At 60.9% G+C, this 14,455-nt stretch carries 14 protein-coding genes and 1 tRNA gene; 6 read left to right on the top strand and 9 right to left on the bottom strand.

Features of this window, described 5'->3' with window-relative positions:
* Positions 1 to 3: 3 nt before the first annotated feature.
* Complete coding sequence (locus ACQ4MM_RS04325; RefSeq protein ID WP_431476227.1) at positions 4 to 951, top strand: MYG1 family protein; 948 nt, start codon at positions 4 to 6, stop codon at positions 949 to 951.
* On the opposite strand, the gene ACQ4MM_RS04320 is transcribed toward ACQ4MM_RS04325, so the two are convergent.
* The 3 genes from ACQ4MM_RS04320 to ACQ4MM_RS04310 form a co-directional block, all read right to left on the bottom strand.
* Entirely contained in the window at positions 948 to 2,513 is a 1,566-nt protein-coding gene (locus ACQ4MM_RS04320) for a S8 family serine peptidase (protein ID WP_431476226.1), read from the bottom strand. The two genes, ACQ4MM_RS04325 and ACQ4MM_RS04320, sit on opposite strands and share 4 nt — an antisense overlap.
* 220 nt (positions 2,514 to 2,733) lie before the next feature.
* The gene (locus ACQ4MM_RS04315) at positions 2,734 to 4,314 is read right to left on the bottom strand and encodes an isocitrate lyase (RefSeq protein ID WP_431476225.1); all 1,581 of its coding nucleotides are present in this window, start codon (positions 4,312 to 4,314) and stop codon (positions 2,734 to 2,736) included.
* Positions 4,315 to 4,689: 375 nt separating this feature from the next.
* The gene (locus ACQ4MM_RS04310; protein WP_431476224.1) at positions 4,690 to 5,670 is read right to left on the bottom strand and encodes a DUF4424 family protein; all 981 of its coding nucleotides are present in this window, start codon (positions 5,668 to 5,670) and stop codon (positions 4,690 to 4,692) included.
* 91 nt (positions 5,671 to 5,761) lie between these two features.
* Between ACQ4MM_RS04310 and ACQ4MM_RS04305 the strand changes: the two genes are divergently transcribed.
* Positions 5,762 to 6,136, top strand: coding sequence for a GFA family protein (locus ACQ4MM_RS04305; RefSeq protein ID WP_431476223.1), 375 nt, complete (start codon positions 5,762 to 5,764; stop codon positions 6,134 to 6,136).
* 88 nt (positions 6,137 to 6,224) lie between these two features.
* Positions 6,225 to 9,044 carry a M16 family metallopeptidase gene (locus ACQ4MM_RS04300; protein WP_431476222.1) on the top strand — a complete coding sequence of 940 codons (2,820 nt, stop codon included), beginning with the start codon at positions 6,225 to 6,227 and terminating at the stop codon, positions 9,042 to 9,044.
* 46 nt (positions 9,045 to 9,090) lie between these two features.
* Here ACQ4MM_RS04300 and ACQ4MM_RS04295 read toward each other — a convergent pair whose 3' ends face one another.
* From ACQ4MM_RS04295 to ACQ4MM_RS04270, 6 genes are all read right to left on the bottom strand, one after another.
* On the bottom strand, positions 9,091 to 9,735 hold the full coding sequence (locus ACQ4MM_RS04295; RefSeq protein ID WP_431476221.1) for an SRPBCC family protein: 645 nt from the start codon (positions 9,733 to 9,735) through the stop codon (positions 9,091 to 9,093).
* Positions 9,671 to 10,039: an SRPBCC domain-containing protein gene (locus ACQ4MM_RS04290; RefSeq protein ID WP_431476220.1), complete on the bottom strand. Its 369-nt coding sequence runs from the start codon at positions 10,037 to 10,039 to the stop codon at positions 9,671 to 9,673. Before ACQ4MM_RS04290 ends, ACQ4MM_RS04295 begins: the two co-directional genes overlap by 65 nt.
* Positions 10,032 to 10,388 carry an ArsR/SmtB family transcription factor gene (locus ACQ4MM_RS04285; RefSeq protein WP_431476219.1) on the bottom strand — a complete coding sequence of 119 codons (357 nt, stop codon included), beginning with the start codon at positions 10,386 to 10,388 and terminating at the stop codon, positions 10,032 to 10,034. The genes ACQ4MM_RS04290 and ACQ4MM_RS04285 overlap by 8 nt, the downstream gene beginning before the upstream one ends.
* A 131-nt stretch (positions 10,389 to 10,519) precedes the next feature.
* A complete protein-coding gene (locus ACQ4MM_RS04280; RefSeq protein ID WP_431476218.1) occupies positions 10,520 to 11,092 on the bottom strand; it encodes a PEP-CTERM sorting domain-containing protein in 573 nt (190 codons plus the stop codon).
* A 209-nt stretch (positions 11,093 to 11,301) separates the two neighbouring features.
* Positions 11,302 to 11,892: an outer membrane beta-barrel protein gene (locus tag ACQ4MM_RS04275; RefSeq protein WP_431476217.1), complete on the bottom strand. Its 591-nt coding sequence runs from the start codon at positions 11,890 to 11,892 to the stop codon at positions 11,302 to 11,304.
* A gap of 274 nt (positions 11,893 to 12,166) precedes the next feature.
* Positions 12,167 to 12,242, bottom strand: a tRNA-Phe gene (locus ACQ4MM_RS04270).
* Positions 12,243 to 12,317: 75 nt separating this feature from the next.
* On the opposite strand from ACQ4MM_RS04270, the gene ACQ4MM_RS04265 reads away from it, so the two are divergent.
* The 3 genes from ACQ4MM_RS04265 to ACQ4MM_RS04255 all read left to right on the top strand — a co-directional run.
* Positions 12,318 to 13,523 carry an FAD-dependent monooxygenase gene (locus ACQ4MM_RS04265; RefSeq protein WP_431476216.1) on the top strand — a complete coding sequence of 402 codons (1,206 nt, stop codon included), beginning with the start codon at positions 12,318 to 12,320 and terminating at the stop codon, positions 13,521 to 13,523.
* Between the two features lie 12 nt (positions 13,524 to 13,535).
* Positions 13,536 to 14,258 carry a DsbC family protein gene (locus ACQ4MM_RS04260; protein ID WP_431476215.1) on the top strand — a complete coding sequence of 241 codons (723 nt, stop codon included), beginning with the start codon at positions 13,536 to 13,538 and terminating at the stop codon, positions 14,256 to 14,258.
* 19 nt (positions 14,259 to 14,277) lie between these two features.
* A partial coding sequence (locus tag ACQ4MM_RS04255) for a (2Fe-2S)-binding protein (protein WP_431476331.1) occupies positions 14,278 to 14,455 on the top strand: 178 nt, incomplete at its 3' end.

Below are 14,455 nucleotides of genomic sequence, written 5' to 3'. Positions count from 1 at the left end.
GGCATGCTCATAGTGACTCACAGCGGCAAGTTCCACGCAGACGATGCGTGGGCGGTCGCTGTCCTGAACGTTTTGTACCCCGGCGCCGACATCATCCGCACGCGCGACCAGGCTGTCATCGATACCGCCGACTTTGCGGTGGACGTTGGCGGGGTGTGGGAGCCGGCCGCGGGCCGCTTCGACCACCATCAAAAAGGCTTCGACGCCGCGCGGCAAACAGGCGTGCCTTACGCCAGCGCAGGATTGGTGTGGCGCGAGTATGGCGCGCGCTGCGTCATGGCCCTGGCCCTGGCCCATACCGGTCACCAGCTCGCGGAAGGGCAGGCGCGCGAGATCGCTTACGGCATCGATGCGGACGTGGTGCAGTACCTCGACCTGTCGGACGTGGGCGCAGCGAAGAGTGCGCCGGGCAGCTATGGCTTGTCGGCGGTGATTTCCGGCTACAACACCAACTGGCTCGATGAGCAAAGGCTGGGATACGGCGAGCAGACGGAGGCGTTCCGGCTGTCGCAATTCCGCCGCGCGATGGCCGTGCTGACCGACGTGATGGTCAATGCCGTCAAGTATCGGGTCGGCGCCTTGTTGGCCTTGGCGCAGGTGCGCCAGGCCGAAGTGCTGGAAGGCGGCAAGGTCCTGTTCCTGAAAAATGGCGCGCTGCCGTGGAGCCAGGTGGTGCGCAAGGAAATGCCGAAAGTGCTGTTCGTGATCAGCTACAGCATCGCCGAGCAGCGCCACCTGCTGCATACGGTCCCGCTCAGCAGCGAGAGTTTCGACGCGCGGGCCGACTTGCCGGAGGCCTGGGCCGGATTGCGCGATGCCGAGCTGGCGGCAGTCACCGGCGTGCCGGACGCCGGCTTTTGCCACAACGGCAGGTTCATCGCCTCGGCCAGGTCTTACGAGGGAATCCGTGCCATGGCGTCCCTCGCCCTGCAAGACGTCACTGCCGCTTAATTGTTGCAGCCCATGGTGCGGATGCGGTCATACGCGGCCTTGGCCTGCACCAGCCCATACCCATAGTACGGATCGCGTCCCGGCGCGCCCAGGTCCAGTGCAGACTTGGTGAGCGTGCTGCGGATCTGGGCCGCGCTGCATTTCGGGAAGTAGCTCCACACCAGTGCTGCTACCGCCGATACGTGCGGTGTTGCCATCGAGGTACCGTCGTACAAGGCGTAATTGGTGGCGATCACTTTCAGGCTGGCTTGCTGGCCAAGTTGCGCCACCAGGCTGGCGCCATCGGTATCGGAAACGCCGACCGATGGAATAGTCGTCGCAGTGCCGCCCAAGGTACCGTTCAAGCCGCCCGCCACGTTGTTGTACACCACCGCGCCCACGCCGCCGCTGGCTTGGCAGTTGGCGACCTTGGCGCCGAACGAGACCGAGCCGCGCTGGATCAGGCAGATCTTGCCGGCCATGGCACTATCGGTTGCCGTGCCGAGACCAAAGTCCGCCAAGGGCGCGCTGACAGCCCCGGCTGGCGAACCGTCCATGACGCGCGAGGAGTAGTTTGCGGCGCCCACCTTCAGTTCGGTCTCCCGGCCGGCGCCCATTGGCACCGTCGACAGCACGCTGACGCCTGGCGCCGACAATTCGACTTTCGGCGTGAACTGGGAGAAGTCGGCAATCTTCCTGTCCTGGTCCAGCGCGCCGATCGACATCACGCTGCTATAGCCGGCCGGATAGGACTGCGTGTTGTTGCCGTCGTTGCCCGCTGCCGCAATCGACAGCACGCCGCGCTTGGCCAAGGCGGCGAATACCCGCTCCTCCGCGATGCTGGGGTCGCCGCCGCCGAGCGACATGCTGATGACGTTGGCGCCTGCTGCGCCGCACTTGTTGGCTGCCGCGATCAGGGTCGAGGTGTAGGCCCAGCCATCGGCGCCGAACACCTTGACGATGTGAAGATTCAGCTGGCGGCCCGGATTGACGCCCACCACGCCGGTGCCGGCATTGTTGATTGCGGCAATCGTACCTGCCACGTGGGTGCCGTGGTGGTTCTCGTCGGTGAACCAGTCGCCGGTACCGGGATTGGTATTGCCGGTGACGCGGTTGCCGTGCAAGTCTTCATGCGCCAGGTCGATACCGGAGTCGATGATGCAGACGGTGCGGTTGCTGGCGTAGCTGTCCGGCAGCTGGTCGGCCTGCACCATCGGGATGCCATACGGTACCAGCTGGCCCAGCTGGTAGGGCGAACCGGTGGCCGGTGTGCTGGTTGCGAAGGGAACGCGCTTGCGGTCCTCTTCCACGAATTCGATTTGCGCATTGCCGCGCAGGGTGGCCATTGCGTCGGCCGGAATTTCGGCGGCCGTGGCATTGATATCGGGCATGTCCTGCACCACTTTGCCGCGCGCTGCTGCGAGCGCTGCTTTGCCATTGGCCGCGCCGCCAGCTTTGAAGCCGACGATCACGCGCATATTGCCGTCCGCAGCGCTGGCGATTGAAAAGTGGGCACTGACAGCTGCCGCCAATACGCTCATGGCGAACTTGGTGCGGGTATTTCCGGTCTGCTTTTTGAACATGATTAGTCCTGGGAATCGTGTGTGGATGAAGGGCCTTGGACACCAGAAGCGCGACAGCCGCGGGTAGCAACTATCAAAGCTGATGCTAGTGGTGTTATGGCATTGGGGTCAATCGTGACGCTTAGTTAAGGGACGGCGATGGACCAGGAAACCACACAAGTTCTGCAGGGCAATAAAAAACGCCACCCGAAGGTGGCGTTGCTTGCTTTGGAGGGCAGGCTTAGAACTGGTTCATGGTGTTGTCTTTGCCGGCAGCCTTCAGCGCAGCTTCGCCGCTGAAGTATTCCTTGTGGTCGTCGCCGATGTCCGAACCGGACATGTTCTGGTGCTTGACGCAGGCGATGCCCTGGCGGATTTCCTTGCGTTGTACGCCGGCCACATAGCCCAGCATGCCTTGGTCGCCGAAGTATTCCTTGGCCAGGTTGTCGGTGGACAAGGCCGCGGTGTGGTAGGTCGGCAGGGTGATCAGGTGGTGGAAGATGCCTGCTTCGCGGGCTGCATCAGCCTGGAAGGTGCGGATCTTCTCGTCTGCCTCGGCGGCCAGCGTGGTGGTGTCGTATTCGACATTCATCAGCGCGGCGCGGTCGTACGCCGACACGTCCTGGCCTTCGGCCTTCATGCGGTCGTAGACTTGCTGGCGGAAGTTCAGGGTCCAGTTGAACGATGGGCTGTTGTTGTACACCAGCTTGGCATTCGGGATGACCTTGCGGATTTCCTTGACCATGCCGCCGATCTGGCCGATGTGTGGCTTCTCGGTTTCAATCCACAGCAGGTCGGCGCCGTTTTGCAGCGAGGTGATGCTGTCGAGCACGCAACGCGCTTCGCCGGTGCCGGGACGGAACTGGAACAGGTTGGACGGCAGGCGCTTAGGACGCAGCAGCTTGCCGTCGCGCTTGATGATCACGTCGCCGTTGCCCAGGGCGTCGGCAGCCACTTCGTCGCAGTCCAGGAAGGCGTTGTACTGGTCGCCCAGGTCGCCCGGCTGGCTGGTGACGGCGATTTGCTTGGTCAGGCCGGCGCCCAGCGAATCGGTGCGGGCGACGATGATGCCGTCTTCCACGCCCAGCTCGAGGAAGGCGTAGCGCACTGCGCGGATTTTCGCCAGGAAGTCTTCATGCGGAACGGTGACCTTGCCATCCTGGTGGCCGCACTGCTTCTCGTCCGACACCTGGTTTTCGATCTGGATGCAGCAGGCACCGGCTTCGATGAACTGCTTGGCCAGCAGGTAGGTCGCTTCCGCGTTGCCGAAACCGGCGTCGATGTCGGCGATGATTGGCACCACGTGGGTCACGTGGTTGTCGATCTTGTCCTGGATGGCTTTCTTGGCGTCGCCGCTCGCAGCATCCAGCTGGCGGAACAGGCCGCCCAGTTCGCGTGCATCGGCCTGGCGCAGGAAGGTGTACAGCTCCTTGATCAGGGCGGATACGGCGGTTTTTTCGTGCATCGACTGGTCAGGCAGCGGACCGAATTCGGAGCGCAGCGCGGCGACCATCCAGCCCGACAGGTAGAGGTAGCGGCGGTCGGTGCTGTTGAAGTGCTTCTTAATGGAGATCATTTTTTGCTGGCCGATGAAACCGTGCCAGCAGCCCAGGGACTGGGTGTACTGGGATGGGTCGGCATCGTAGCGGGCCATGTCGGCGCGCATGATCTTGGCGGTGTAGCGGGCAATGTCCAGGCCAGTCTTGAATTTGTTCTGGGCGCGCATGCGGGCGGCCGCTTCAGGGCTGATGGCGTTCCAGGCGCTGCCGTTGCGTTCCTTCAGGGCTGCGATGGCTTGGATGTCGTCTTGGTAGTGGGACATGGTCATTTTCCTAGCAAAAAAGCGGATTAAAAAAGGCGAAGCACTTGGAATAATGATAGGCCGTTCTTTTGCGATGCACCATGTCTTATATAAGACATATAAGCTATATTTTATCGTTTAAATTCAATTGGTTATTTTATCTATACCATGATATGAAATTACTTTTCGCGGAATGAACTGTTCGGTATGGTGCGCCGCCAAGCAATTTTCTACGATATGAGATCGAGTTTTCGCATTGTGAAATGCGGCAAGGGCACGGCGCCGGTGAACCTGGCACATCGTCATTTTTGTATGTCAAACTCTATCAATGCCGATAACCAAAACCTCCAGCAAGGCGGCTGCCGCAAAATTGAAGCGCAATGCCTGGCGCTTCACTCATTTGGGCAGTACCGGCATGACGCCGCTCAGATCGTCATCGCTGTCGACGTTGCCGAAATGGACTTCGAGATCCTGTGTCGGCTGGAAGTTCAACAGCCGCACCTGGTAGGTGCGCGCGTCGATCTTCTTGAACGTGCCGGGGAAGCACAGGCTGATCAGTTCATCCGGCTTGCGCTTGACGATATTCAGCGCGAAATCTTCGATGCCGCGTTTCCAGGTGTTGCCGGTGGTGAGGATATAAGACACGTTATGCGTATTGACGTAGCCGTCCTTGCGCGCCGCAATCTTGGCGCGTGCGTTCAGGTAGCTTTTATCGGTGCAATAGATTTTCGCAAAATCTTCGTGCATGCCCGATTCGCCAGGACCGCCGGCGACGAAGGGACGGTAGTCATGGTGGACCCGAACAATTTTATTGGCGGGGAATTTCTGGGTCCAGACGTAATTGACCTCCACCATCCAGGTCGGCTCACGGGTTTCCTTTACCAGCAAGCCGAGTTGGATCATCTGTTTGGCTTGCTGTTCGGTGAAGGCGGCAACCTTGCCGGACTTGTCGGCAAACGTGGGCGAGTAGGCGATTTCCTTGTTGCTGAAACCGAGTTTTCGCAATTGCGCAGTGAGGTCCTTGCCTTCAGGTGAACGGGCCACCAGCCTGCTCTGGAACGCGACCGGCTTGCCGTCGACCCGGATGGAAAAGCCGTCGGGCTGGCCGTAGTAGGTATCGCTGTCCTGTTGCGCGGCAGGGTAGGGCGGCAGCGGGAACACAATGGTTTCCTCGACTTCGTTGGCTGACTCGTTGAGGAATTCATAGTCGACGCTGATCAGGTTATGGCTGATGTTCAGCACTTCCTTTTTCATGGCAATGGCGTCGGTCTTGCCGAATACGATGCCGCCCACGCCAACCGCGGCAATACCGTCATTGGCCAGTGCGGCGTTGGAAAGGGTGAGCGCCGCGAGGGCGAGGTGCAGGTGTTTTTTCATGGGCCGGCATTATATTGTTAATAATGGTTTTGCAGCGCGCTCCCGCAGCGCCGATGGCGCTACATTGACGATTTGCACAGGGAGGCCGGCCATGACTATCAAAGGAAGTTGCCATTGTGGCGCCGTTGCGTTCGAGATCGATGGCGAGATTCCCGCGCAGCTCACGCGCTGCACCTGCTCGTTCTGCGCCAAGCGCGGCGCCGTCACGGCGGCCTTCGCCCCGGAGCAGTTCCGCCTGCTGCCGCCACCCAGCGGCGACAGTAGTTATCGCTGGCAGACCCGGCAGGTGGCGCATCACTTTTGCCCGCTGTGTGGCTGCGCGACCTTTTCCGACTCGCCAGCCTTTCAAACAGACGGCAGCTGGGACGGGCATACCCGCCGCATCACAGTGAATGCGCGCCTGTTCGATGACTTCGACGCTGCCACGGCCGCAGTCACCGTGATCGACGGCAAGCACCTCTGGTGATTTTGGGGCGGTCATAAAGAATTTTCACGGCGACAAGTTCATGGTTATATAATTTATAACCTTTATTTTTATATAGGAACTACCCAGAGTGAAGCTTCTTACCGCCATCATGCTCAGCGCAGGGATCCTGTCGCCAGCATTCGCCGCCGCCCCAGCCGTACCGGCCAAAGCCGCCGCCAACAAGGCTGCCGCTGTCAAAGTCACCTCGGTCGAGGGGATCACCGAATACCGCCTGGCCAACGGCCTGCGCGTGCTGCTGTTCCCGGACGCGAGCAAGCCGACCCTGACCACCAACATCGTCTACATGGTGGGTTCGCGCCACGAGAACTATGGCGAGACCGGCATGGCGCACTTGCTGGAACACCTGCTGTTCAAGCCGACCGCCAACTTCGGCATCAAGAAAGGCAGCAAGACGCCGGTGGAAGTCCTGAACCAGACCGGCGGCCGCTTCAACGGCACCACCTGGTATGACCGTACCAATTACTTCTCGACCTTCCCGGCCAACGACGACAACCTGAAGCTGATGCTGGAGCTGGAAGCCGACCGCATGGTCAACTCGCCGATCAGCCAGGACGACCTGTGGAACAACAAGACCCAGAAAGGCGAAATGACGGTGGTGCGTAACGAGTTCGAACGGGGCGAGAGCGATCCGTTCCGCGTCACGCTCGAGCGCACCATGTCGGTCGCCTTCGACTGGCACAACTACGGCAAGTCGACCATCGGCGCCCGCTCCGATATCGAAGGTGTGAGCATCGAGCGCCTGCGCGCGTTCTACCAGCGCTACTACCAGCCGGACAACGCGATCCTGATGGTCGCCGGCCGCTTCGACGAAGCCAAGGTGCTGGCCCAGGTCAACGAACTGTTCGGCAAGATTCCAAAGCCGACCCGCGTGCTGGCCCCGACCTATACCGCGGAACCGACCCAGGACGGCGAGCGTTCGGTCACTATCCGCCGTACCGGCGGTACCCAGATCGTCGCCGCCGGCTACCACGTGGCCCCGGCCAGCCATACCGATGCGGCAGCCCTGCAGGTGCTGGGTAAAGTCCTCACCGACGCGCCGAGCGGCCGCCTGCACAAGGCCCTGGTCGATGCCAAGCTGGCGTCGTCCGTGATGGATCTTGATTTCAACCAGATGGAACCAGGCTACCGCCTGTTCGCTGCCGTGGTGCCGAAAGATGGCCAGACCGCCGCGGTGGAAGAGGCAATGCTGAAGGCACTGGAAGACCTCAAATCCAATCCGGTCACCGAAGCTGAAGTCGAGCGCGCCAAGGCCGCCATCGCCAAGGACGTCGACCAGACCGTCAACGACACTGCCCGATTCACTATCGCCCTGACCTCGGCGCAAGCCGCCGGCGACTGGCGCCTGTTCCACCAACGCCGCGACCAGGTCGAGAAAGTCGACGTGGCGGCAGTACAGGCAGTGGCCCTGAAATACCTGAAACCCGCCAACCGTACCCTGGCGCGCTTCATCCCGACCGACGCTGCCGACCGCACCGAAGTGCCGAAGACGCCGGACGTGGCAGCACTGGTCAAGGACTACAAGGGCCGCGCCGCAATCGCGCAGGGTGAGGTGTTCGACCCAAGCCCCGACAACATTGAAAAACGCACCCAGCGTTCGGTCCTCGCCAACGGCATGAGGCTGGCACTGCTGTCCAAGAGCACCAAGGGCAATACTGTCAGCGCGTCGGTACAGCTGCGCATGGGCACTGCCGAGAACCTGATGGGCAAGGCGACCATCGGTGAACTTGCCGCGTCGCTGCTGCTGACTGGCACCGAGCGCCTGTCGCGCCAGGAAGTCAAGGATGCCCTGGATAAGCTGAAGGCAAACGTGAACATCAACGGCGGCGCCGAGGGCGTCACCGTCAATGTGACCACCACGCGCGACAATCTGGCGGCAGCACTCGACCTGTTGGGCGAATCGCTGATGAAACCAGCGTTCACCGCCAAGGAATTCTCCGAGCAGCAGCGTGACATGATCTCGGGTACCGAGCAGCAAATGACCGAGCCGCAACCGCTGGCCAGCAACGCGATGCAGCGCCTGACCAATACCTTCCCGGCGGGCCACCCTCGCCATACCATGACCCTGCCGGAAAAACTGGCGGAACAAAAAGCCGCGACCCTGGACCAGGTCAAAGCCTTCCACAAGGCTTATTACGGTGCCGGCAACGCCACCCTGTCCGTGGTGGGTGACTTCGACGTAGCGGCAGTGCAGGCGCAAGCTGCCAAGCTGTTCGGCAGCTGGAAAGCGGAGCAGCCATACGTCCGCATTGCCAGCGAATTGAAGCAGGTGGCAGGCCAGAACATTTCGCTGGAAACCCCGGATAAGGCCAACTCGGTCCTGTTCGCGATCCAGCCGGTGCCGATGAAGGATGACGCCGCGGTTTACCCAGCGCTGTTGATGGGTAACTACATGCTTGGCGGCGGCGCCCTGCGCAGCCGACTGGCCGACCGCATCCGCCAGAAAGAAGGTTTGTCGTACGGCGTGGGCTCGCAACTGTCCGTGCCTTCGCGCGACCCGGCCGGCCTGTGGCTGGCCTTCGCGATCAGCGCACCGCAAAACACCGCCAAGGTGGAAGCCGCGCTGCGTGAGGAGCTGAACAAGGCGCTCAAGGACGGCTTCACCGATGCCGAACTGGCCGATGCCAAGAAAGCCTGGCTGCAGTCGCAGCAAGTGGGCCGTACCGGTGACGCTGGCCTGGCTGGCCGCCTGGCGGGCTACCTGAGCTTCGACCGCACCATGGCCTTCGACAAGGACCTGGAAGCCAAAGTCGGCGCGCTGACGGTGGCACAGGTTAACGAAGCGCTGCGCGCCAACCTGAAGCCGGAAGCCGTTTCGGTGATCAAGGCCGGTGACTTTGCCAAAGCCGCTGCCGGTGCGGCCGGTGCGGCGCCTGCCTCCAAGCCGTAAGTGAGGTTCCCCCCGCCGCTTTGCGCGGCGGGGGCTTCAAATCAGCTCAGGCGCCCAGTGCGGCGTCGAGCTTGTCAAACGACCCGCTCCATCCCTGCGTCATGCTGGCGCGGTGCTCGAGGAAGGCAGCCAGTTCTGCCGCCGTAGCGTTTCCTTCCACTTGCCACGTCACGGTGACCCTGGTGCGCTGTGGTGTTTCGGCCGCGAACAGCACCGTGGTTCGCATGGTTTCCGGCCATACCGGCGCCATCGGGTGGCGCGCGACATTTTCGTGCTCGTCACAGAATTGCTGGGTGTAGACCAGCAGGTCAGGGCGGCGGATCGTTTCGTAGTGGGCCCGGCCATACATGGTGATCGCAGCATTGCTCATGCAGTACAGCGACTCGCCGCCGGTACGGATGTCGGCGCGCAGGAAGCGCATTTCCATGCCGGTGGGCGGAAGCCAGCGGGCCAGGTGTTCGGGCTTGGTCCACATATCGAACACGACATCCAATGGCGCCGCGAAGCTGCGGTTGATGACGAACTTGTCTTCGTCGGCCAGGCGCTTGCCCAGGTATTCGGCCAGGCGATCCCAGGTCGAGTCGCCGTTGGCGTGCCGGATGAACTGGCGCGTTTGCGCTGCCGCTTCAGCATCGGCCAGGGCCATGGTCATGTCCATACGGGTTTTGCCATCCAGTTCTTCGAACAGCACCGTGACGTGGAACAGTGGCGGGGGTGTCGTCAGTGGCGCCGTGATCGTAGACCAGCTTTCGCAGCGGTTCGACCACGTGGTAGGTGGTCTTGTTCGGGAAGTCGGTCCCGTCCGGGCCGTGCATGGTATAGCGCCACGTCCCGCCGATGCGCAGGTCCTTGCTGTGCGTGGTCAGCGTGAAGCCGCGTGGCCCCCACCATTGCGCCACTTGGGCTGGATCGGTCCATGCGTCCCAGACTGCCTGCACGGGCGCGTCGTAGGTGCGGACAATGCGGATTTCATTCGGGGCACTGAATTCAGGCATTTTCTTCTCCTTCAGGTGGTTTTTTTGCGGTAACGGTTTTCAGGTAGGCATCAAGGCGGTCGAAGCTCTCTTCCCAGAACACGCGGTAATGCTCCATCCAGTCGGCGGCATCCCGTAGCCCATCGCCATTGATCTTGCAGGAGCGCCATTGCGCCTTGCGCGTCTTGGTGATGAGGCCGGCCTTTTCGAGCACCTGTAGATGCTTGGTAATGGCGGGCAAGCTCATCTCGCCCAGGAAGGGCTCGGCCAGGTCGGAGACGTTGGCCTCACCCTGTGACAGCCGCGCCAGCATGGCGCGCCGGGTCGGGTCTGCCAGTGCGGAAAAGGTTTGGCTGAGAGGGTCATGCATTGAATTTCACCAATTACTTAATTAACCGATTGGTTTAATATAGGACAGAGGAGGGCTGACGTCAAGCGGGTTCGGACCCCGAAAGCAAAAACGCCGATCGCAAGGATCGGCGTTTTCAGTGCTTGCCCGGCTTAAGACTGGCGTGGCTTGCGGCGCGACACGGCGAGGCCGGCCAGGCCCAGGGACAGCAACAACATGCTGGCCGGTTCCGGTACGTCGTTCGGCGTGGTGGTGTTGGTGAAGGAGAAGCTCAGGTCGTTGAAGTCGAACGGGCCGTTGTACAGGTCTTCGAAGCTCACCAGCGTGGTGTTGGGCAGCCAGTTGCCCTGGACGCGCGCGTGGAAGGAGCCGTCCGGGTTGCGGCCGGCCAAGCCAGTGAAGTAATCGGTGTTGGTGTCGTTGACGTGCAGGCGGAAGACAAGTTCAGTACCTACAATAAAGCTGCCAAGGTCGACGGCCGCCCCGATGGGGGAGCTGTGATTGTTGAATAGAAGAATGTCGTTGCCCGCAATGCCATCATCGGTGACCAAATACAGGTCATTGCTGTATGCCGCGGAATTGCCCTCGTAGCGGGCGATGATGTTGGCGACGTTGCCGACCAAAACAGGATTGCCCTCGGTGCCGGAGGTAGCGATCGGGAAGGCAAAGGCGGACAGAGGGGCAATCAGCGCGATGGCGGCTAGCAGCTGGCGAGCAATTTTCATATGTGAGTCCTGGAAGTTTAAAAAGACTCAGCAGGCCTAGCATGTATCATGCCACTACAGCAACATTACGGGATTCACTTGTCGTTACAAGCAGTTATGTATTCTTTTATTAGCGAAATTTATTGCCCAAGTGGCAATGTGTAAAAATTCCCGACAAAAAAACGCCGATCACCAGGATCGGCGTTGCCGCGCGGGCTGCCGTATTGCGCTTAGAAGTAGAAGTTGCCGGAGACGCCGACGTGGTTGGCTTTCACCTCGCCATGGCCGTATTCGCGCTTGACTTCAAACTTCTCATTCACATAGCGCACTTTAACGCTGACTTGCGGCGTGAACATGTACTCGGCTTCCACGACTCCGCTCAAGGTGTTGTCGAACTTCAGGTCGTCGATTTCTCCCGCACCGCTGCCGCTCAGCTTGGCGCCGGTGACATAGCGCAGGCCGGTGCCGATCTTCCATTGCTGGTCGATGTGGTAGAAGGCCATGGCTTCGATCGGGAAGCGCTGGAACTTCAGGCTGCCGTTGCGCGCGGATTGGTCGTCCACATGGAAATTCACACTGGCTTGTGCGGAAAACTGCTCATTGATGCGGAATTCCATGCCGCCGGTGAAGTACACGCCGGAGCCTGCCCTGATGCTGGCGGTATCGCCGTTGGTGTATTCTGCAGTGGCCAGTTTGTCGCCGCCGGCAGTTGCGCCGATGCCGATAAAGCCGCGCACGGCTTTGGCAGGGGGCGCTGCAACCTGGGCATGCGAAGAGGAGGCGATGGCAAATGCCACGAGGGCGAATACAGTTTTTTTCATGCTAATAACTATTTACTCAAAATTGATGGAAAAGGTTCACTCCGGGAACTGTCGGGCGCAGTAGACCGCAAGCGACAAGATCAGATGGTATTAGATTGATATTTACTAAAAATGCGCCAATTCTCACTAAACCCCCACTAAAGTGCAAAAAAACGCCAGAACAAGCGCATGCACAGCAGGGTTGTGGTGACGACAAGGGCCGTTGCGGCCGAGATGGCGGACCCGGAAACGAAAAACGCCGATCACAAGGATCGGCGTTTTCACTTTTTATTCTTGGTGGCCCGGGGCGGAATCGAACCACCGACACAAGGATTTTCAATCCTCTGCTCTACCAACTGAGCTACCAGGCCAAGAGGCAGCATTATAGCAGGGAATCCTTGGTTTGCAATAGCCTTTTTCCATTGAGGGAAAGCTATAATGCGCGGATGAACAAGCCCACGCATCATCATATGCAGACTGCGGTCTGCATCGTTGGCAATGGCGCCATTGCCAAGACGGCAGCCCTCGCGTTTGCCCAGTCCGGATTGAGTGTGACCTTGCTGGGGCCGCCCCCGCCGCCGGCGCGCCCGGACGAGGGGAGCTGGGATGTCCGCGTGTTCGCCCTCAACCACACTGCCCACCGCCTGCTCGATTCCCTGAAAGTATGGGGCGCGATGGAACAGTCGCGTATCGCCCCGGTCGACGCCATGCTGGTGAACGGCGACGGCAACAAGGCCGGCGCGCTGAACTTCGGCGCTTATGGCGCTCGCACCGGCACCCTGTGCTGGATCGTGGAAGACCGCAACCTGAACCAGGCCCTGGATGCTGCGCTGCGTTTCGCGCAAAACGTGCATTTCGTGCACGGCACGGCCGTCGCGCTGAAGCACGACGAGCAGGGTGCCGTGATCACCTTGGACGATGGCTCCCACCTCGGCGCCTCGCTGGTGGTTGGCGCCGACGGTGCCCAGTCCTGGGTGCGCGGACAGTGCGATATCGGCCTCGATTACCGTCCTTATAACCAGAGCGGCGTGGTGTCCAACTTTGCCTGCGAACTGCCGCACCACGGCGTCGCGCACCAGTGGTTCAGCGGCCAGCAGGGCATCGTGGCGTTGCTGCCGCTGCCGGGCAACCAGGTTTCGCTGGTGTGGTCGGCACCTGACATGCTGGCCGAATCCCTGTGCCGCGAAGGTGCCACGGCGCTGGCCGACAAGCTGGCCGCCTTTGCCCAGGAAAAGCTGGGCAAGCTGACCCCGCTGCAGCCGGAAGTGGTCAAGTCCTTCCCGTTGCGCCTGATGCGCCCCCATTCGATGGTGGCGCCGCGCGTGGCCCTGGTGGGCGATGCCGCCCATGTGGTGCACCCGCTGGCCGGGCATGGCATGAACCTGGGTTTCGGCGACGTGCAGGAACTGGTGAAAGCCGTGGCGGAGCGGGAAGAACACCGCTCCATCGGCGATGAACGCGTGCTGGCGCGCTATGCCCGCGCACGCAAGGAAGAAGTAAGCCTGATGCTGGCCACCACGGATGGCCTGGAGCGCCTGTTCGGCACCGATCTCGAACCGGTACGCGCAGTGCGTAATTTCGGGCTAAACTTGCTGGATAAATTGCCGGGCGTAAAGCGCCGGCTGATTTCACATGCCCTCGGAAAGCTGTAAAGCGGAGACCCTATGAAGATGAGTAAGCTGGTATTGGCAATGGCTTCGGTCATGCTGATGTCCTGTGCCGATGCGCAGAACGCAAAAGAAGAAGCGCAACTGCGCAAAGCCCTGGCGGAGCGCCTGAACGGCGTCAAGATCGACTCCGTCAAGAAATCCCCGATTCCCGGGATGTATGAGGTCGCCATCGGCAACGAGGTGCGTTACACCGACGCGACCGGGCGTTACATGGTGGAGGGCCACATCCTCGACCTGCAGACCCGCACCGACCTGACCCAGGCTCGTATCGATGACCTGAACAAGATCAAGTTTGACGACCTGCCGTTCGAACTGGCGCTGAAGACCGTCAAGGGCAACGGCAAGCGCGTCATGGCGATTTTCGAAGATCCGAATTGCGGCTACTGCAAGCGCTTCCGCGCCACCACGCTGGCAAGTACGGATAACGTGACCGTGTACACCTTCCTGTACAACATCCTGTCGCAGGATTCGTTCACCAAATCGCAGAACATCTGGTGCGCGGCCGATCGCAACAAGGCCTGGGACGACTGGATGCTGAACGGCAAAGCAGCGCCGGCGGCGCCGAATGGCTGCACCTCGCCGAACGACAAGGTACTGGCCCTGGGCCAGAAAATGAGCATCAATGGCACGCCGGCGATCTTCTTCGCTGACGGTAGCCGCATTGCAGGAGCAGTTGACCAGCGTGCGCTGGAAGCAAAGTTCGCCACTATCAAGTAGTCATAACTAGGGAGCTGGCATGGTCACATTGAACATCAACGGGCGCGACGTACAAGTCGACGCCGACCCTTCTACGCCCATCCTGTGGGCCTTGCGCGATAACCTCAATATGACCGGCACCAAGTTTGGCTGCGGCATGGCCATGTGCGGTGCGTGCACGGTGCACCTGGAGGGGCAGGCAATCCGCTCTTGCGTGA

Source organism: Massilia eburnea, assembly GCF_050709955.1.
Taxonomy (GTDB): domain Bacteria; phylum Pseudomonadota; class Gammaproteobacteria; order Burkholderiales; family Burkholderiaceae_D; genus Rugamonas; species Rugamonas eburnea_A.
Note: the sequence above shows the minus strand (reverse complement) of the source record. Positions and strands in the feature narration are given on the sequence as shown.